The organism is Streptomyces sp. NPDC025651, from assembly GCF_055558735.1.
Window position 1 is genome coordinate 1,289,083 of record NZ_JBVHLZ010000001.1, and the last position, 18,068, is coordinate 1,307,150.

General features: G+C 72.9%; 17 protein-coding genes and 1 riboswitch. Of the genes, 8 read left to right on the forward strand and 9 right to left on the reverse strand.

Annotated elements, in window-relative coordinates; genetic code table 11:
* Positions 1-81: 81 nt before the first annotated feature.
* From ACZ4D5_RS06010 to thiO, 3 genes are all read right to left on the reverse strand, one after another.
* The gene (locus tag ACZ4D5_RS06010) at positions 82-876 is read right to left on the reverse strand and encodes a thiazole synthase (protein ID WP_467771103.1); all 795 of its coding nucleotides are present in this window, start codon (positions 874-876) and stop codon (positions 82-84) included.
* Positions 877-883: 7 nt separating this feature from the next.
* Positions 884-1,108, reverse strand: coding sequence for a sulfur carrier protein ThiS (gene thiS, locus ACZ4D5_RS06015; RefSeq protein WP_467771104.1), 225 nt, complete (start codon positions 1,106-1,108; stop codon positions 884-886).
* Positions 1,105-2,307: a glycine oxidase ThiO gene (gene thiO, locus ACZ4D5_RS06020; protein WP_467771105.1), complete on the reverse strand. Its 1,203-nt coding sequence runs from the start codon at positions 2,305-2,307 to the stop codon at positions 1,105-1,107. Before thiO ends, thiS begins: the two co-directional genes overlap by 4 nt.
* Positions 2,305-2,418: riboswitch (TPP riboswitch) on the reverse strand. (Overlaps the previous gene by 3 nt.)
* 131 nt (positions 2,419-2,549) lie before the next feature.
* On the opposite strand from thiO, the gene ACZ4D5_RS06025 reads away from it, so the two are divergent.
* The 5 genes from ACZ4D5_RS06025 (at position 2,550) to ACZ4D5_RS06045 (ending at position 6,976) form a co-directional block, all read left to right on the forward strand.
* A complete protein-coding gene (locus ACZ4D5_RS06025; RefSeq protein ID WP_467771106.1) occupies positions 2,550-3,803 on the forward strand; it encodes an NAD(P)/FAD-dependent oxidoreductase in 1,254 nt (417 codons plus the stop codon).
* Between the two features lie 100 nt (positions 3,804-3,903).
* The gene (locus ACZ4D5_RS06030; RefSeq protein ID WP_362340596.1) at positions 3,904-4,269 is read left to right on the forward strand and encodes an Rv2175c family DNA-binding protein; all 366 of its coding nucleotides are present in this window, start codon (positions 3,904-3,906) and stop codon (positions 4,267-4,269) included.
* A 98-nt stretch (positions 4,270-4,367) separates the two neighbouring features.
* Positions 4,368-5,015, forward strand: a complete 648-nt coding sequence (gene thiE, locus ACZ4D5_RS06035; protein ID WP_467771107.1) for a thiamine phosphate synthase — start codon at positions 4,368-4,370, stop codon at positions 5,013-5,015.
* 136 nt (positions 5,016-5,151) lie between these two features.
* The gene (gene metF, locus ACZ4D5_RS06040; RefSeq protein ID WP_467771108.1) at positions 5,152-6,069 is read left to right on the forward strand and encodes a methylenetetrahydrofolate reductase [NAD(P)H]; all 918 of its coding nucleotides are present in this window, start codon (positions 5,152-5,154) and stop codon (positions 6,067-6,069) included.
* A 46-nt stretch (positions 6,070-6,115) separates the two neighbouring features.
* A complete protein-coding gene (locus tag ACZ4D5_RS06045) occupies positions 6,116-6,976 on the forward strand; it encodes a hypothetical protein (RefSeq protein ID WP_467771109.1) in 861 nt (286 codons plus the stop codon).
* Between the two features lie 28 nt (positions 6,977-7,004).
* Here the strand turns inward: ACZ4D5_RS06045 and ACZ4D5_RS06050 are convergent, their stop codons facing one another.
* The 5 genes from ACZ4D5_RS06050 to ACZ4D5_RS06070 form a co-directional block, all read right to left on the reverse strand.
* Complete coding sequence (locus tag ACZ4D5_RS06050; RefSeq protein WP_467771110.1) at positions 7,005-8,504, reverse strand: phytoene desaturase family protein; 1,500 nt, start codon at positions 8,502-8,504, stop codon at positions 7,005-7,007.
* A 59-nt stretch (positions 8,505-8,563) separates the two neighbouring features.
* Positions 8,564-9,178, reverse strand: a complete 615-nt coding sequence (locus ACZ4D5_RS06055; protein ID WP_467771111.1) for a DUF4126 domain-containing protein — start codon at positions 9,176-9,178, stop codon at positions 8,564-8,566.
* Between the two features lie 370 nt (positions 9,179-9,548).
* Positions 9,549-10,169, reverse strand: a complete 621-nt coding sequence (locus tag ACZ4D5_RS06060; protein ID WP_467771112.1) for a TetR/AcrR family transcriptional regulator — start codon at positions 10,167-10,169, stop codon at positions 9,549-9,551.
* Between the two features lie 56 nt (positions 10,170-10,225).
* On the reverse strand, positions 10,226-12,310 hold the full coding sequence (locus tag ACZ4D5_RS06065) for a YhgE/Pip family protein (protein ID WP_467771113.1): 2,085 nt from the start codon (positions 12,308-12,310) through the stop codon (positions 10,226-10,228).
* Positions 12,282-13,124 (reverse strand): ATP-binding cassette domain-containing protein, encoded by an 843-nt coding sequence (locus ACZ4D5_RS06070; protein WP_467771114.1) that lies wholly within the window; start codon positions 13,122-13,124, stop codon positions 12,282-12,284. Before ACZ4D5_RS06070 ends, ACZ4D5_RS06065 begins: the two co-directional genes overlap by 29 nt.
* Positions 13,125-13,284: 160 nt before the next feature.
* On the opposite strand from ACZ4D5_RS06070, the gene ACZ4D5_RS06075 reads away from it, so the two are divergent.
* The 3 genes from ACZ4D5_RS06075 to ACZ4D5_RS06085 all read left to right on the forward strand — a co-directional run bounded on the left by ACZ4D5_RS06075 (position 13,285) and on the right by ACZ4D5_RS06085 (position 15,447).
* Positions 13,285-13,833: an SAV_6107 family HEPN domain-containing protein gene (locus tag ACZ4D5_RS06075; RefSeq protein WP_467771115.1), complete on the forward strand. Its 549-nt coding sequence runs from the start codon at positions 13,285-13,287 to the stop codon at positions 13,831-13,833.
* 97 nt (positions 13,834-13,930) lie between these two features.
* On the forward strand, positions 13,931-14,758 hold the full coding sequence (locus ACZ4D5_RS06080) for a class I SAM-dependent methyltransferase (RefSeq protein WP_467771116.1): 828 nt from the start codon (positions 13,931-13,933) through the stop codon (positions 14,756-14,758).
* A gap of 275 nt (positions 14,759-15,033) precedes the next feature.
* Complete coding sequence (locus tag ACZ4D5_RS06085) at positions 15,034-15,447, forward strand: DUF3040 domain-containing protein (protein ID WP_467771117.1); 414 nt, start codon at positions 15,034-15,036, stop codon at positions 15,445-15,447.
* A gap of 163 nt (positions 15,448-15,610) precedes the next feature.
* Here the strand turns inward: ACZ4D5_RS06085 and ACZ4D5_RS06090 are convergent, their stop codons facing one another.
* Positions 15,611-18,037, reverse strand: a complete 2,427-nt coding sequence (locus tag ACZ4D5_RS06090; protein WP_467771118.1) for a transglutaminase TgpA family protein — start codon at positions 18,035-18,037, stop codon at positions 15,611-15,613.
* Between the last annotated feature and the right edge of the window lie 31 nt (positions 18,038-18,068).

Genomic DNA, 18,068 nt, shown 5'->3' on the forward strand with positions numbered 1-18,068 from the left:
CGCCGACAGCCCATCCCGTCCGGGGGGATTCACAGCCGTACTGCAGCCGAGCTGTAACAGGGCCCCCGGCTTCCCGGTCCCTCAGAACGCGGGCCGCTCAGGATCGAGCCGCGCCATGCCCTCCGCGGGCGACGACGCCTCCGCGAAGTGCCGCCGCGGGATCCGCCCGGCCCGGTGCGCGAGGCGCCCCGCCTCGACCCCGTGCCGCATGGCCTCGGCCATCAGGACCGGCTCCTGCGCCCGCGTCACCGCGGAGGCGAGCATCACGCCCGCGCACCCCAGCTCCATCGCGAGCACCGCGTCGGACGCCGTGCCCGCGCCCGCGTCCAGGATCACCGGCACGCGCGCGTGCTCGACGATCAGCTGGAAGTTGTGCGGGTTGCGGATGCCGAGCCCGGAGCCGATGGGGGAGCCGAGCGGCATGATCGCCGCGCACCCCGCGTCCTCCAGCTTCCGGGCGAGCACCGGGTCGTCGTTCGTGTACGGAAGGACCGTGAACCCGTCGTCGACCAGCGTCTCGGCGGCGTCCAGGAGCTCGATCGGGTCGGGCAGCAGGGTGCGCTCGTCGGCGATCACCTCCAGCTTCACCAGGTCCGTGCCGAGCGCCTCGCGCGCCAGCCGGGCGGTGAGGACGGCCTCGCCCGCGGTGAAGCAGCCCGCCGTGTTGGGCAGCACGCGGATGCCGAGCCGGTCGAGGACGGAGAGCACGGAGCCCTGCACGCCCGGGTCCAGGCGGCGCATCGCGACCGTCGTCAGCTCCGTGCCGGACGCGACGAGGGAGCGCTCCAGGACGTCGAGGCTGGGCGCCCCGCCCGTACCCATGATCAGGCGCGAGGAGAGGGAGAGCCCGCCGATGAGGAAGGGGTCGTCTGCCATGGCCGGTTCAGCCTCCCTGGACGGCGGTGAGTACTTCGACGCGGTCGCCCGAGGCGAGCGTCGTGGTGGACCACTGCGCGCGCGGGACGACGGTTTCGTTGAGGGCGGCGGCGACACCGGAGTGGGCCGCGGTGAGGGTGGCCACGAGGGCTTCGAGCGTGGTGCCCGAGGCCACGTCGCGTGCCTCCCCATTGACGGAGACACGGACGGAAACGGCGGAAGGCGTGCTCATGCGGGCTGCTCCGTGAGGGACTGCGTGGGGGATGCGAGAGGGGCGCCGGTGAAGCGGCGCGGGGTGAACGGAAGCGCCTCGTCCGGCAGTTCACCCGTGGTCAGCGCGTGCGCCATGACGTCGCCGGTGAGGGGCGTCAGGAGGACGCCGTTGCGGTAGTGCCCGGTGGCCAGCTGGAGCCCGTCGAGCCGGGTCGGGCCGAGCAGCGGCGCGTTGTCGGGGGAGCCGGGGCGCAGGCCGGCGCGGGTCTCGGTGAGCGGCAGCTCCGTGATGCCGGGCACGAGTTCGTGGGCGTCCCGCAGGAGTTCGTACACGCCGCCCGCGGTGACCGTGGTGTCCCAGCCGAGCTCCTCGCTGGTCGCGCCGACGACGAGCTCGCCGTTCTCGCGCGGCACCAGGTAGACGTGGCTGCCGCGCACGACCGCGCGCACGGTGCGGCTCAGGAACGGCGCGTACGGCTTCGGCACCGTCAGGCGCAGCACCTGCCCCTTCACCGGGCGCACGGGCGGCAGGACGTCGTCGGGGACGCCCGCGAGGCGCCCGCTGAGGCTGCCCGCCGCGAGCACGGTCTGCTCCGCGCCCAGCTCGGTGCCGTCCGCGAGGACCACGCCGCGCGCCCGCTCGCGCACGACCGAGAGCCGCTCGGCCCAGGCGCGGTGGAAGACCACGCCCGCCCGCTCGCAGGCGACCAGGAGCGCCGCGGCGAGCCTGCGCGGGTCGATCTGGTGGTCGCCGTCGACCCGGAGCCCGCCGCGCACCCCAGGCGCGAGCATCGGTTCGAGGCGCCGGCACTCGCGGCCGCTCAGCCACTCGGAGTCGAGCCCCGAGCGGCGCTGCAGGGCGTGCAGCTCGCGCAGGTGGGCGCGGTCGTCCGCGTCGAGCGCCACGGCGAGCGTGCCGCACGCGCGATAGCCGAGGTCGCGCCCGCTCGCCTCGGTCAGCTCGGCGGCGAAGGCGGGGTATCGGCGGGCGGATTCGAGGTTGATGCCGAGCAGCGTCTGCTCGCCGTAGTGCAGTTCGGTGACGGCGGCCAGCATGCCCGCCGCGACCTGCGCCGCGCCGCCGCCCGGCTCGGGGTCGACGACCCCTACGGAGAGCCCGCGCAGCGCGGCCCGCCAGGCCGTGACCAGGCCGATGACACCGCCTCCGACGACCAGGACGTCAGAGGTGGCGGATGGTGTTGTCGTACGTGGATGCATGGGCGTCCAGCCCCTCCCTTCGCCGGCATGACCCGGATCAGGTTCGTACGGTCGGAGGCCGTCCCAGCCTCCCTCTCAGCCCGGTGCGTCCGGGCTCCCGCGAGTGCTCTGCACCGGCCACCCTAGCCCGTCGCCCCGCGCGGCAGTAGGGGGAGCCGCCCGGGTACGGGCGGTGACCATGTGTCAGAGATCTCCTCGTCGGCCCCTGAGGACGTCAGCGCCCGCCGCCCTACAGTGATCGGGTGAGCGAGCAGCAGAGGCAGAGCGAACAGCGGCCGGACGGCCGGCACAAGCAGCCGGAGCGGCACGTCGTCATCGTCGGCGCGGGGATGGCCGGCGTACAGACCGCCGTGGCCCTGCGCGAGCAGGGATTCACCGGCGCGGTCACCCTCATCGGGGCGGAGCCGCACCAGCCGTACGACAGGCCGCCGCTGTCCAAGGCGGTGCTGCTCGGCAAGGCGGAGGGCTCCGCCTTCGACATCGACTTCGAGGCGCTCGGCATCGAGCTGAGCCTGGGCCGCGAGGTCACCGGGGTGCGCCCGGCCGACCACGAGCTGATCACCGGGTCGGGCCCGGTCGCGTACGACGTGCTGGTCCTCGCGACTGGCGCCGAGCCGATCCGGCTGCCCGGCACGGAAGGCGTCCCCGGGGTCCACCTCCTGCGCACCCTGGACGACGCCGAGCGGCTGCGGCCCGTACTCGCCGAGCAGCACGACGTCGTGGTCGTCGGCGCGGGCTGGATCGGCGCGGAGTTCGCGACCGCCGCGCGCGAGGCGGGCTGTTCCGTCACCGTGGTCGAGGCCGCCGAACGGCCGCTGGCCGGGGCTCTGCCCGCCGAGGTCGCGGCTCCCATGGCGAGTTGGTACGCGGACTCCGGAGCGGTCCTGCGCACCCACGCGCGCGTGGAGCACGTCGAGCCGGGCACGGTGGTCCTCTCCGACGGGACCCGGCTGCCCGCGGGCGCCGTCGTCGTCGGCATCGGGGCGCGGCCCGCCACGGACTGGCTGACCGGTTCCGGCATCGAGCTCGGCATCCACAAGGAGGTCGTGACCGACGACCGTCTGCGCACGTCGGCGCCGGACGTGTACGCGGTCGGCGACTGCTCCTCCTTCCCTTCGGGAAGGTACGGCGAGCGCCTTCTCGTGCACCACTGGGACAACGCCGTCCAGGGCCCGCGCACGGTGGCGGCGAACATCATCGGCGAGACCCCGGCGCCGTACGACCCCGTGCCGTACTTCTGGTCGGAGCAGTTCGGCCGCTTCGTGCAGTACGCGGGACACCACGCGGCGGCCGACGAGCTGGTCTGGCGCGGCGACCCGGCGGGCATGGCCTGGTCGGTGTGCTGGCTGCGGGAGGGCGCCCTGGTGGCGGTCCTCGCGGTGGGCCGTCCCCGGGACCTGGCCCAGGGCCGCAAGCTCATCGAGGCGGGCACCCGCCTGGACGCGGCCAAGGTCGCGGACCCCTCGATTCCGCTGAAGAAGGCGGAGTACGCGTAAGGAGTGAGGGCAGGGGGAGCGCGAAGGGCGGGGGCCGGCCCGGACGGGGTGAGTGCCCGCGCCCCGGCCTGTGCGCCCGAGCGGCGATACGCTGGACCATGTGACCGAGATTGACGCAAAGACCGATGCTCTCGTCCCCGCCTGGCTCCACCTCCCCGACATCGCGGAAATGCTCGATGTCGAGGTGACGCGCGTGCGCCAGCTGGTCAAGGAGGGCCAGCTGATCGCCGTGCGCCGTGGTGAGAACCGCGCGCTTCAGGTGCCGGCCGCCTTCATCGACGGCGACAAGGTCGTCAAGGGCCTCGCGGGCACCTTGACGCTCCTGAAGGACGACGGTTTCTCCGACGAAGAGATGCTCGAGTGGCTCTTCACCCCCGACCCGACCCTGCCCGGCACCCCCGCGCAGGCACTGAGCGAGAATCGCGGCACGGAGGTGAAGCGCCGCGCCCAGGCGCTCGCCGTCTGAGCAGGCGCTTGGCCGTCTGACCTGAACACCATCGTCCGGCGCGGGAGCCGCGTGACACCACGCGGCTCCCGCGCCACCGACAACGGGGGGACTTCTCCATGGCTGCCGACCACCGCGCTCAGCTCGCCGACGCCCGGCTCTATCTGTGCGTGGACGCCCGCAGGCGTCAGGGAGACCTGCCGGAGTTCCTCGACGCCGTCCTCGCGGGCGGTGTCGACATCGTGCAGCTGCGGGACAAGGGCATGGAGGCGGGCGAGGAGCTCGAACACCTCCAGGTCTTCGCCGACGCCGCGCGGCGGCACGGCAAGCTCCTCGCGGTGAACGACCGCGCGGACGTCGCGCACGCCGTCGGGGCCGACGTGCTCCACCTCGGCCAGGGCGACCTGCCCGTCCCCGCGGCCCGCGCCATCCTCGGCGAGGACGTGCTCATCGGCCGCTCCACGCACGCCGAGTCCGAGGCCGCGGCGGCCGCCGTCCAGGACGGCGTGGACTACTTCTGCACCGGTCCCTGCTGGCCCACGCCCACCAAGCCGGGCCGTCACGCCCCGGGCCTCGACCTGGTCCGCTACACCGCCTCGCTCGGCACGGACCGCCCCTGGTTCGCCATCGGCGGCATCGACGCGGGCAACCTCGACGAGGTGCTCGAAGCGGGCGCCCGCCGGGTCGTGGTCGTACGGGCGATCACCGAGGCCGACGACCCGGGCGCCGCCGCGGCGGAGTTCGCGAAGCGGCTCCGCACGGTCTGAGCGCCGAGCGCGCGGATGCGTACGCGTGTGTGAGCAACAGCCCGGGAGTGTCCGATCCGTGGACAACAAACCGGCAAACCGGCCAAATCTCCCAGGCCTGGTTGGGTGACCGCCGCCGCCTGGCTAACCTGCGGGTATGGCCCTAGGTACAGCTTCCACCAGGACTGACCGCGCACGCACCGTGCGCGACATGCTCGCGACCGGCAAGACGACGTACTCGTTCGAGTTCTCCGCGCCGAAGACCCCGAAGGGCGAGCGGAATCTGTGGAACGCGCTGCGCCGGGTCGAGGCGGTGGCCCCGGACTTCGTCTCCGTGACCTACGGCGCGGGCGGTTCGACCCGCACCGGCACGGTCAAGGAGACCCAGCAGATCGTCGCCGACACGACGCTCACGCCCGTCGCCCACCTGACCGCGGTCGACCACTCGGTGGCCGAACTGCGCAACATCATCGGGCAGTACGCGGACGCAGGCATCAGGAACATGCTCGCGGTCCGCGGCGACCCGCCCGGCGACCCGCTCGGCGACTGGATCGCGCACCCCGAGGGCCTCACCTACGCCGCCGAACTGGTCGAGCTCATCAAGGAGTCGGGCGACTTCTGCGTGGGCGTCGCCGCCTTCCCCGCGATGCACCCCCGGTCGCCCGACTGGGAGTCCGACACCCGGCACTTCATCGACAAGTGCAGGGCCGGCGCGGACTACGCGATCACGCAGATGTTCTTCGACCCCGAGGAGTATCTGCGGCTGCGCGACCGCGTCGAGGCGGCGGGCTGCGAGACGCCGATCATCCCCGAGATGATGCCGGTCACCAACGTCCGTCAGCTCGACCGGCTGCCCCAGCTCAGCAACGCGGTGTTCCCGGCCGCGCTGAAAGAGCGGATCCTCTCGGTCAAAGACGATCCCGCCGCTGTACGCTCCATTGGCATCGAGTTCGCGACGGAGTTCTGCGCGCGGCTGCTGGCCGAAGGTGTGCCGGGGCTGCACTTCATCACGCTCAACAACTCCACGGCGACGCTGGAAATCTACGAGAATCTCGGCCTGCACCAGCAGGCCTGAACGGCGCTACCCCCACGGGCGGCGGCCGTAGGGGAGAGGGGCGTACATGGGCTGGACGGTCCTCTATGTCGCGTTTGGCTTCGTCGCGTTGTGGCTGCTCGGCGAGGTCCTGCTGCAGTACAAGGCCCGGCTGCGCTGGCGCCTGCTGGCCTTCGCGGGCTTCCTCGGCGTCGTCCTCGGGGTGCTGATCCCCTCGGTGTGGGTCATCGGGGCGGGCGCCATCGCCTTCGCCGTCGGCCAGACGTACGTGACGCTGTCGTTCCGCCGGGGCTTCTCCACCGGCTGGGCGCTCGGCGGGCAGCCGGGCCTGAGCAAGCGCCGCAGGTCGCCGCGGCAGGACGCCGCCAAGCAGGAGCCGACGCTGCAGGTCTCCGACCTGGAGTACGAGCAGGTCCCGCCGCCGCCCGCCCACGACCCCGGGGTCTACGAACCCGAGCCGATGCCCGACGACACCGGGCAGTACGGCGTCTACGACGACGCGGCGTACGCCCCGCCGACCGCGGGCGACGCCTATCAGAACGACGGCTACCAGAGCGACGCGTACGGCTACGACGCCGCGGCCTACACCGGCTACGACCAGCAGAGCTACGGCTACGACGAGACCGGCCAGCAGCAGTACGCCGCGTACTCCGACCCGTACATCGGCACCCAGACCTACGGCGCCCGCCAGAGCTACGACAGCTACGGCGACCAGCAGGGCTACGCCCCGTACGGCGGCGACACCTACGGCGGTCTCGGCGAGACGTACAACGAGACGCCGCCCGGCGGCGTCTGGGTGCCGCACCAGCGCACCACCGACGAGCCGTACAGCGGTGAACTGCCGCCGGAGCAGCCGTATCCGTACCAGGGCGGGAACGCCGGGGGGAACGACGGCTCGGGGCACAACGAGCAGCAGTACCGGTACTGACACCGGAGCGCCGCTGCCGGCGCTCCGGTCACTGGGAGCCGCGGAACTCCGGCCCCTCGACGATCAGGCCCGCGACCAGCGTGCCCGACATGCCCGCGTGGGGGAGGCCCCCGCCGGGGTGCGCCCAGCCGCCGACCGCGAACAGCCCCGGCAGCCGGGTGCTGTTGGACGGGTGCAGGAGCTTGCCGCCGGCCGCGGCGAGCGTCGGCGCGGGCACCGCACCGCCGTCGGCGCCGGTGGCCTCGGCGATGTCGGCGGGGGTGCGGACCTCGTGCCACAGGAGGCGGCTTCGGAGGTCAGGGATCGCCGCCTCGGCGCGGCAGACGACCCGCTCCACCTCCGCGGCGCCGACCTCCAGACCCGCGGGCACCGTGGCGGTGAGCGTCACCGCCTCATGCGCTCCGTCCGGCGTCAGGTCCGGGTCGTCGGGGCGCAGCACGGTGAGCGTGGGGGAGGCGGGGAGGCCGGGCGCGCCCCCGAAGACGCGGTCGAGCTCGTCCTGCCGGTCGGCCGAGTGCACCACCGTCCGGTGCGGGGCGCCGCCGGGGCGTGCGCCGGACAGGGCGAGCAACACCGTCAGCCGACTGGGCATCCCGGAGCGCGCGGGGACGTCACCCTTCGCCCGTATGTCCACCCCGGGCAGCATTCCGTCCAGGACGGCGGGCGCGACGCCGGCGACCACGAAGTCCGCCTCCGCCGTGCTGCCGTCCGCGAGCTCCACACCCGCTGCCCTGCCGTCCTTCTCGACGATCCGGGTCACCGCCGCGTCGAACACGAACTCCACCCGCCGGGCCAGGCACCGCTCGTACACCGCTTGTGCCAGCGCGCGCATGCCGCCGCGCACCGCCCAGACGCCGAAGGTCTGCTCCATGTACGGCAGGACGGCCGCGCTCGCCGGGGTCGTACGGGGATCCAGGCCGTGCGCGAGTGCGAACTGCTCCAGGAGTGCGACCAGGCGCGGGTCACCGCCCAGTTCGAGAGCGCCGACCTCAGCGAGCGTGGCCGCGCGGCGCTCGCGGCGCAGCAGGCGCTTGTGCGGCACCGAGGGGTAGGGCTCGCGGTCGGCGAGCACCTCCCAGTTCGGCCAGAGGGGCTCTTCCAGAAGGGGGCGGCGGGTGCGGTCCCAGGCCTCCCGGGCGCGGTTCATGAACGCCGACCAGCGCGCGCCCGCGCCGGCGCCGAGGGCCGTGTCCAGGGCCTCGCCCACTCCCGCGCGCGAGGCGTTCGGCAGGTCGGCCGTGGTGCCGTCCGCGAAGACGTGGCGCACGGCGGGCTCCACCTGGGAGAGCTCGACGCACTTCTCCAGGGGCTCCTTGCCCGTCTTGACGAACAGGTCGCGGTAGACCGCGGGGAGCTGGAGCAGCCCCGGTCCGGTGTCGAAGGAGAAGCCGTCCCGCTCGACGAGGCCGAGCGCGCCGCCGTACGTCGCGCCGCGTTCGTACACCACCACCCGGTGGCCCGCGACGGCCAGCCGGGCGGCCGCCGTCATCGCGCCCATCCCGGCGCCGATCACCACAATCCGTGCCATGCCAGGGACTTTATCGGCCGCCACTGACAGTCACGAAGGAGCCCCGGTCCCCCCGGATCTCAGGGCGGCGGGGGCCCTGTGCGGCCCGCGAGCCGCTTCTCCTCGCGCCGCTGCGCCCTGCGCCGCAGGAACCGCCGGATCCGCGAGACCAGGAAGAACAGCAGGAACAGGCCGAGCAGCAGGAGCACGGCCGCGATGATCGCCGCCGCCTCGGGATGGAACATCGCGAAGGTGATGATCCCGCCGACCCCGAGATCCTCGGCCGTGCTCATGACGAAGTTGCTGAACGGCTCGGGCGAGGTGTTGACCGCCATCCGCGTCCCGGCCTTCACCGCATGGCTGGCCAGCGCGGTCGACCCGCCCACCGCGCCCGCGGCCAGATCCGAGAGGGACCCGCTCTGCCCCGCGAGCAGCGCGCCCACCACGGCACCGGACACCGGCCGGACCACGGTGTGCACCGTGTCCCAGACCGAGTCGACGTACGGGATCTTGTCGGCGACGGCCTCACAGGCGAAGAGCACACCGGCGGCGATCAGGACGTCGGGCCGCTGGAGGGACTCCGGGACCTCGTCGCTGATCCCGGTCGCACCGAAGACGCCGAGCAGCAGGACAACGGCGTACGCGTTGATCCCGCTCGCCCAGCCGCTGGTGAACACCAGGGGGAGTACGGACACGGACGCGATCGTAACCAGTCGGGGGCGAGGCGGCCTGGGGATGAGTGCGTACGTCTGAGTATCCGTACCTAGTGAGTGAGATGAGTACGCGCGCGGATGGGGCCCCACCTGCGAAGACGGAAGAGTGAGGGGCACGGAGAAGGGCGCGGCACCGGTACCGCCGACACGGGGCGGCGGAACGGTGCAGCGCCCTTGACCGCTCCTTCTGCCGCGAGGCGGAAGTGAGGTACGGGGGTGACTCGGGGGGACGACCACACGGGGGTCGAACGGGGGTTACGGGGGGACACGAAGAAAGCGCCGGTCCGGTGCCGCCTGGCGACAGGGGCACCGGACCGGCGCCTTCGTGTGCGCACGCATCTCTGTGACGTCCCTACGCGCGCGTGCCGCTGACCCGGCCCTGGAGCAGCCGCGAGAGCGCCGCGTGCACGTCGTCGAGGGAGCGCTCCGGCTGGAAGGCCTGCCAGTCGAGGGCGGCGACCAGCACCATCCCGACGAGCGCGGCGGCCGTCAGAGGGATGTCGATCTCCTCGCTGAGCTCGCCGTTCCCGACGCCCTCCCGCAGGACGTCCTCGACCACCGCGACGGCCTGCTGCCTGACCACCAGGAGGGTGGACTGCCAGGCCCGGTTGGTCCGCCACAGCTCGGCGACGTAGAGCTGGGTGAAGGCCGGGTACCGGTTGATGAAGACGAGGCCCGCCCTGATCATCGCGTCCAGGGCGTCGACCTTGCTGCCGCCGTCGCGGCCCACTGACTCGGCCGCCTCCTTCAGGGAGGCGGTGAGCAGGCCGACGCCGTGCCGCAGCAGCTCTTCGAAGAGGACCGATTTGCTGGCGAAGTTGTAGTAAACGGTGCCCTTCGCGACCCCGGCCCGCTCGGCGATCTCGTCGACCGTCGTGGCGGAGAACCCCTGTTCCGCGATGAGGGTGACGGCGGCCTCGTAGAGCTTCTGCCGGGTGGCCTCGCGCCGGGTGCTGCCTGCACTGCTGTCCATGGCCTTGATTCTCACAGGTCTCGCCGTGCCCTCAGGACCGGCCGCCGCCGGGGCGCTCACAGGCTCAGCTCCGGGTGCAGCCGGTCCAGGGTCCACACCTGCTTGCGGCGCGCGGAGAGCGCGGTCAGCGCGAGGGCGCCCAGGGTGAAGGCCGCAAGGACCGCGCACGCCTGCCAGACGGGGCCGAGCCCACCGCCCGTGATGAGCCTCCGGAGTGCGTCGACGACGTAACTCATCGGCAGGAAGGGGTGGATCCAGTTGAAGAAGCCGGGGCTCGTCTGTACGGGGTACGTGCCGCCGGCCGAGGTCAGCTGCAGCATCAGCACGGCCAGGACGAGGATCCGCCCGGCCGCTCCGAAGCGGGCGTTCAGCCACTGCACGATCGCGGCGAAGCACGCCGTCACCAGGCAGAGGAAACCGGCCGTCCCCGCGGCCCGTGCCATCTGGAGGCCGAGCCCCCAGTGCAGGACCGAGAGCAGGGCCGCGGTCTGGAGCACGCCCAGGGCGGCCACCGGCAGCCAGCCCGCGAACGCGATCCGCCAGGCGGAGGCACCGGCGGCGAGCGCACGCCGGTTGAGCGGCTGGATCAGCATGTACGCCACCATCGCGCCGACCCACAGGGACAGCGGGATGAAGTACGGCGCGAAGCCGGTGCCGTAGTTGGGCGCCTTGTGCAGCGACTGGGAGGCGAGCTGGACGGGGTCGGCCATGACTCCGGTGCGCTCGTCGCGGTCCTTCTTGTCGTAGTCGGGGATCTTCTTGACGCCGTCGTGCAGCCCGCCGGAGAGCTCCGCGGAGCCGTCGGCCAGCTTGAACATGCCGCCCTTGAGGTCGCTCGCGCCCGTCTCCAGCTTGCCGACGCCGGTGTCGAGGTCGGTCGCGCCGGTCTTGGCGGTGCCGAGGCCCGTGTGCAGCTTCTTGGCGCCCGCCGCGACCTTGCCCGCGCCCTTGTTGAGGTCGTTGATCTGCGTGACCGCCGTCTCCAGGTCCTCGTCGAGGTGCGGGGCGCGGTCGGCCAGGGCCTGCGACTTCTTCTGCAGCGTGGCGAGGTGCTTGTCGAGCTGCTTGACGTCGCTGTTCTGGTCCTTGATGACGTCGTTCAGGTCGTCCGCGATGGTCGACACGTTCGCGGACGCCTCCTTGCCCTCCTTGAGGGCCGGGCAGAGGGGGCCGGGCTCGGCAGGCGGTTCGCAGTACTTGATGTAGAGCCCGCTCAGCTTCTCGGAACTCTCCTTCGCGCGCTCCGCCGCCCCGGGCGCGATCTTGACCCAGGTGCTCAGGTTGCGACGCATCGCCTTGGAGGAGTCGGCGACGAGCTGGGCGGTGTCCCCGATGGTCTTGCCGTTGTCCTTGAAGAAGGGCCGCACCTGGTCCGCCGTGCCGTTCACCTTGCCGGCCAGCTTCCGCGTGCCCTCCGCGACCTTCTTGGAGCCGTCCTCCAGGTCGCCCGCGCCCTTGTGGAGCTTCTTGATGCCACCGGCCAGGTCGCCGCTGCCGTCCTTGGCGTCCTTCAGGCCGTTGGCGAGGTCCTTGGAGCCCTTCTTCGCCTTGCCGATGCCGTCGTCGAGCTTGTCGGCGCCGTCGGCGGCCTTCTTCGTCGCGCCGTGGATGTCCGAGAACGAGATGAAGATCTTGTCGAGGAAGGAGCGCGACGCCTTCGTGGACGCGGCGGTGCGCACCTCGGAGAAGACCGTCCGCGAGATCTGCCCGACGATGTAGTTGTTGGCGTCGTTCGTACGGACCTGAAGGGCGCCCGTCTCCGGAGAGTCCCCCGAACTCGACGCGATGCGCTTGCTGAAGTCCGAGGGCATCGTCAGCGACAGGTAGTACGTCCCGTCCTCGACGCCCTTGCGGGCCTCGGCCTCGCTCACCTCGTGCCAGTCGAAGGTCTCGCTGTCGCGCAGCTTCTCGACGATGTTGTCGCCCGCCGTGAGCTTCTTGCCCGCGGCGGTGGCTCCCTTGTCGTCGTTGACGAGCGCCACGGGGATGCGGTCGAGGCGGCCGTACGGATCCCAGAAGGAGCACAGGTACAGCGCGCCGTAGAGCAGGGGCAGCAGCAGGAGGGCGACGAGCGCCGCGCGCGGCAGCTTCCCCCTGCCGAAGCGCCTGAGCTCAAGCGCGGCCAGCTTCGGCGAGCGCATCCGCCGTCTCCTTGTCGTCGTCGGTGCTGCCGTCGGGCTGGTCCCGCTCGGTGTCCTTGGCGCCGGTGTCCGTGGCGCCTGTGTCCTCGGTGGTGCCGGTGTCCTTGGTGGCGCCGGTGCGCACCACGACCGCGCCGTCGGGTGCTTCGCTGCACACCGCCACGACGGTCGTCCCGCGCTCGGCGAGGGACTTCAACAGCCCCCAGGCCTCGGCCCGTTCGGTCTCCGAGAGCTTCAGGTCGGTGTCGTCCACGCCGAGCACGCGCGGCCGGCTGATCAGGGCGAGCGCGATGGAGAGCCGCAGGGCCTCGAGCCGCTCCAGGTCGCGCACGGAGGTGCGCCGCCCCTTGGGCAGCGTCTCCATGTCGAGCCCGGCGGCGGCCAGCGCGGTGTCGATGCGCAGCCGCGTCTCGTTCGTCCGCTCGGCACGCGGCCGCAGGAGCCCGCGCAGCGACCCGCTGAACCGCCGCTCCAGGAGAGCCCGTTCGTGCAGGTGCTCGGCGACGGTCAGGGCCGGGTCGAGGTCGGTGACGCCGGGCACGGGACCGAGCCCGCTGATCCGGCGCACCGAGGCCAGCTGCTTGGGCAGCCCGAAGCGGCCCACGGACGCCTGTCCCTCGGTGGCGCGCATACGTCCCGTGAGGGCGAGCAGCAGACAGGTGCGGCCCGACCCGGAGGGGCCTTCCAGCGCGATCAGCGACCCGGGCTCGGCCCGTATGCCGATGCCGCGGAACGCCCAGCCCCGCGGCCCCTTGAGCCCGAAGTTCTCGGCGGTGACGGCGGCTCCGCGCGCGCCGTCGGTCGGACCGTCCACAGTCCCCCCTGACCCCTCTTTTGAACTGACTGGTCAGTGCAAAAGTAAGCCCGAACCCCCGATCGAGGCAAAAGCCCAGGTCAGGGCCGATTGTCAGTGGCGTACTCCACGATGGGCACATACGGCCACTGCGCCGTCACACGACGACAGGAGGTTCGTCATGGCCAGTACTTCCGCAGCAGCCGCACACCGGCACCGCGCCGTCGGCCCTGCCCCCTCACTGACCGGCCCGGCGAGCGATGTCCACCCCGTCCTGCGCCGCGCCACGGCACCGCCGGCCGCCCTCGAACTGCTCGCCCAGGCCCGCGCCGGGATCGACGAGGCCGCCCGCCTCGACGCCCCGAACGAGCGCTATGCCACCGCCCACCTCGCCGCCCTGCGCACCGCGGCCGCGGTCCTCGCCGCGCGCGGCCGCCCCGAGACGACCCCGCGCCGCAGGCAGCGCATCCGAAGCGCCTGGGAAGTCCTGCCCGAGATAGCCCCCGAACTGACCGAGTGGAGCGCCCTGTTCGCCTCGGGCGCCGCCCGCCGTGCCCGCGCCGAGGCGGGCATCCAGGGCGCCGCCACCGTCCGCGACGCCGACGACCTGCTCCGTGACGTGGCGATGTTCCTGCGTATCGTCGAGCGGATGCTGGTGCTCCAGCCCGTGCTGCCCCAGCCCAGGCAGGAGTCGCAGGACGCGGGCAGGGAGCCGCCGGACGCGGGCTGACCGGCGGGTCCTCGCCGGGAGAGGCATGGCCGGGGCAGTGCGCGGCAGGCAATAGGGTGGGGGTAATCGAACCCCACGCGACGAGGAGTCAACTGCCGTGTCGGACCCGATGCGCCCGCCCGTCTCCCACCACCGCCCTGAAGCGGCGTCGCTGCGCTCCGACACCCCCCGTCCGCGCGCCTCTCTCCGTACCGCCGTGGTCTGGGACGTCCTGGAGGACGCCCTGGACCGCCGCGTCAAGGCCACGGGCCGGGAGTCACTCGACGTACTCGACACGGGAGGCGGCAGCGGCAACTTCGCGGTGCCGGTCGCCCGCCTCGGTCACCGCGTCACCGTCGTCGACCCCAGCCCGAACGCCCTCTTCGCGCTGGAGCGCCGGGCCGCCGAGGCGGGCGTCGCCGAGCGCGTGCGCGGCGTCCAGGGCGATGTGCTCGGCCTCTTCGACGTCGTCGAGCGCGGCGGCTTCGACGCCGTCCTGTGCCACGGCGTCCTGGAGTACGTGGACGACCCGGCCGAGGGCGTGCGCCTCGCCGTCGACGCGCTGCGCCCTTCCGGGATCCTCAGCCTGCTCGGCGCGGGACTCGGCGGGGCCGTGCTCGCGCGGGCCCTCGCCGGGCACTTCAAGGAGGCCCGGACGGCGCTCACCGACCCGGCGGGCCGCTGGGGCGCGGGCGACCCCGTGCCGCGGCGCTTCACCGCCGACCAGCTCACCGAGCTGGTCGAGGCCGCGGGTGTGCGCGTCGGCGCGGTGCACGGCGTCCGGGTCTTCGCCGACCTGGTCCCCGGCGTCCTCGTCGACACCGAGCCCGGCGCCCTGGAGGCGCTCCTGAAGCTGGAGGCCGCCGCGGCCGAGTTGCCCGCGTTCCACTCCGTGGCCACCCAGCTGCACGTGCTCGGTGAGGCGCGAGGCGCCGACGAGGCCTGAGGTGCGCCTGCGGCTGCCCCGCTGATCAGCGGCGCAGCCGCACATGGAGTACGCCACAGGACCCCCGAACGGGCTACGGGCGCCGTATGATCGAGGGACACCGTCCTGCATGACGGTTCGGCCGCTGGGGAATGCACGCTTCAGCGAGCCGGAGCGGCGTGAAGGTCCGGTTTGGCGAAGTTGGCGCAGAGGGGCGGGTTTCACGGGGGCGATTCCCTGCCTATCCTGAAGGGGACCCCCGGTCGCCCCGGCGACTGCACGATGAGGAGGACTCCGTGCCGCTCTCGGAGCACGAGCAGCGCATGCTCGAGCAAATGGAGCGAGCGCTGTACGCCGAAGATCCCAAGTTCGCGACAGCGCTTGAGGGAAGCGGGCTGCGTACGTACACCCGGAAGCGGGTCTACCAAGCGGTCGCGGGCTTCCTGGTGGGTATCGCCCTCCTCATGGCCGGAATGGTCGCCCAGCAGATCTGGATCAGCGTGGTGGGCTTCCTCGTCATGCTGGGCTGCGCGGTGCTGGCCGTCACCGGTTGGCGCAAGGCGCCGAAGCCGGGTGAACAGCCCTCGGGCGCGGCAGCCGCGCAGGGCGGACAGGCGGCCCGTCGGCAGACGAGGCAGCGCCGTTCCGTCATGGACCGCATCGAGCAGCGGTGGCAGCGCCGCCGCGACGAACAGCAGGGCGGTCAGTGAGCCGGACCGCTCGGCACTGACCGAACAGACTTCTTCATGCATGTGTGAGGGGCGACCACCCACCGGGTGGTCGCCCCTCACACATGTCCTGGCCGCTCGGCCGACGGCCGGCTTCCGCAGGGTGTGGTCGGGGACCCGGCCCTCGGGCCCCCGGACCTGCGGCTCAGCCCTCCTGCGGGGTCCGGCGCGGCAGCTTGCGCGTCAGTGCCGTCCACCGCTTGGCGATCCGCTCGCCCCAGCGCGCGCCGAACGCGTCCCACCGGTCCGACACCGCCCACACCACCCGTGCGGCCGAACGCGGCGCGAGCGTCGCCCGCAGACGGCCGGTGCGGTTCGCCGAGGCGTTCAGCCCGTCGTGCACCCGCCGTACGTCATCGGCGAGGCCCGAGACCGGCTGCGGGCGCGGGGCGTAGAGCACCTGCTCCACCGCGGCCGCCACCCGATGGACGGCCTCCGCGGGCCCGGCGGTCAGCTCCCCGACGCGGACGATCCGCGCGGCCGCCTTCCGAGGGGTCAGTGACTCGTCCGGCTCAATGCCGTGGTCCCAGGCCGTGTCGGTCACTTCGAGCCAGGCCGCAAGGGTCCGCGCCGCCCCGTCCGCCTCGGTACGGCCACCGGATCCCAGCCGCACCGCCCGCACCCTGGTGCGCCACAGCATCGGCAGGAAGGGCACCGCGAGGATCAGCAAGGCCGTCAGAGAGACGCCCACGATCATCCCGATGGGTGGCCCGTCGCCGCCCGAACCGGCCGCGACCTGCGGGGCCGCGCTCGTGCAGCCGCCCTGCTGCCGCATGTCGGCCGGGCAGCTGTCGGACGCCGAGGGGGCCGCGGACGGCTCGGAGGAGGTGGAGGGCTCGGGGGTGTCCGGGTCGCTCGCGCCACCGGAGGGGGCGTCCGAGCGGGTGTACTCGGGCAGTGTGCCGCGGGTCGGCGTCGGCTCGAAGCGGGTCCAGCCCACGCCCTCGAAGTACAGCTCGGGCCACGCGTGCGCGTCCCGGAGCCCGACCGACATGCTGCCGTCCGCCTGCGCGGAGCCCGGTGTGAAGCCCACCGCGACGCGGGCCGGGATCCCCAGCGTCCGCGCCATGGAGGCCATCGCGAAGGAGAAGTGGACGCAGAACCCTTCCTTCTGCTCCAGGAACCGGCCGATCGCGGCGGAACCGCTGCCCGCCCGCACCTGGACGCTGTACCGGAACCCGCCGTCCGACGCGAAGTAGTCCTGGAGCTTGACCGCCTGCTCGTACGGGTTCGCGGCGCCCTTGGTGACCTGGCGTGCCCGGTCCGCGACCACGTCGGGCAGCGAGTCCGGCACCTTGGTGAACTCGCGCCGCAGATCGTCGGGCGGCGGGGGCGCGCTCGCCAGCTGCTCGGCCGTGGGCTCCACGACCAGGCTCTTGACCTCGTACTGCTTGCCGCGCGTGGTCTGGCCGCGGTCGCCGACGAGAGCGCGGCCCACCGGCTCGTACCGCCAGCGGCCGTCGATCTTCACCTGGCTGGCCGGGTAGGGCATGGGCAGCCAGTTCTGCGCGTAGCCGTCGGCGGCCGAGATATTCGTCTGGATCTCGGTCCTGCGGACGTCCGGGCGCAGGCCCTGCGGGGTCGGCAGCGGCGAGGGCACGTCCTCGATGCGCCGGACGGTGGTCTTCCACGTCGTGCCGTCGAACTGGTCGAGCGAGACGATCCGCAGATACAGCCCGTCGGTCTGCTCGGCGTTCGTGCGGTACGAGAGGACCTCGCGGTCCTCCGGCTGGTTCAGGCTGTCCTGGAGCGCGACCAGCGGGTTCACCGCGGAGATCGTTCCACCGCCGCCCGAGCCGTCGCCTCCGGGACCGCCGGAGCCGCCGAGGAGGCCGCCGTCCAGGGCGGGCAGGGCGAGCGGCACCACCAGCGCGACGCCCAGCGCGACCGCGCCGATGCGCCGTCCCGTGCGGACCGGGGCGACCGCTCCCGTGTTGCTCTCCAGACCGCCGGAGACGCGCCCCGGCGTGCGCGGCGAACCGCCGAACACCCGGCCCCACTGGGAGAGCCGGTCCCTCCCCTCCGCCAGGAGCAGCAGCAGATAGCCGGCCGCCGCGAGCAGGAACCACAGCCATCCGGCGCCGTCCCCGGAGAGCCCCGCAGCCACCGAGTACAGCGCGAGCAACGGCAGTCCGGCGGGCGCCGCCGTGCGGAACGTCACCGCGAGCGCGTCCACCGCGAGGCCGATCACCAGGACGCCGCCGACCAGCATCAGCCGGATCCCGTCGCTGAGCGGCGCCGGGATCGCGTACCGCCCGACGTCATTGCCGCCCGCCTCCAGGAGCACGCCGAACCGTTGGAACACGTCGGGTCCCGGCAGGATCCCCGCGATGGCCTGCTCACGGGCGAACACCAGGGTGAGCAGCAACAGCGTCACCAGTGCCTGCACCGCCACGGTGAGCGGCCGGGCCAGGGGCACCCGCCGGGCCAGCGCGCCCACCCCGCTCTGCAGGACGAGCAGGATCACCGCCTGCAGGTACCACGTCGCCGGATCGACGAGCGGCAGCAGCGCTCCCGATGCCATCAGCGTGGCCGCGGTGGCACACAGCGCGAGCCGCGCGCGTCCGCTCATGACCGTCCCCCCACTGTCGTACGTACTCCTG

Bases quoted from the DNA above. Each gene is read 5' to 3' on its own strand.
- thiO (WP_467771105.1), bottom strand. From the start codon at position 2,307: ATGCATCCACGTACGACAACACCATCCGCCACCTCTGACGTCCTGGTC.
- ACZ4D5_RS06045 (WP_467771109.1), top strand. From the start codon at position 6,116: ATGGGCTGGACGGTCCTCTATGTCGCGTTTGGCTTCGTCGCGTTGTGG.
- ACZ4D5_RS06060 (WP_467771112.1), bottom strand. From the start codon at position 10,169: ATGGACAGCAGTGCAGGCAGCACCCGGCGCGAGGCCACCCGGCAGAAG.
- thiS (WP_467771104.1), bottom strand. From the start codon at position 1,108: ATGAGCACGCCTTCCGCCGTTTCCGTCCGTGTCTCCGTCAATGGGGAG.
- ACZ4D5_RS06050 (WP_467771110.1), bottom strand. From the start codon at position 8,504: ATGGCACGGATTGTGGTGATCGGCGCCGGGATGGGCGCGATGACGGCG.
- ACZ4D5_RS06090 (WP_467771118.1), bottom strand. From the start codon at position 18,037: ATGAGCGGACGCGCGCGGCTCGCGCTGTGTGCCACCGCGGCCACGCTG.
- ACZ4D5_RS06010 (WP_467771103.1), bottom strand. From the start codon at position 876: ATGGCAGACGACCCCTTCCTCATCGGCGGGCTCTCCCTCTCCTCGCGC.
- ACZ4D5_RS06075 (WP_467771115.1), top strand. From the start codon at position 13,285: ATGGCCAGTACTTCCGCAGCAGCCGCACACCGGCACCGCGCCGTCGGC.
- ACZ4D5_RS06065 (WP_467771113.1), bottom strand. From the start codon at position 12,310: ATGCGCTCGCCGAAGCTGGCCGCGCTTGAGCTCAGGCGCTTCGGCAGG.
- metF (WP_467771108.1), top strand. From the start codon at position 5,152: ATGGCCCTAGGTACAGCTTCCACCAGGACTGACCGCGCACGCACCGTG.
- thiE (WP_467771107.1), top strand. From the start codon at position 4,368: ATGGCTGCCGACCACCGCGCTCAGCTCGCCGACGCCCGGCTCTATCTG.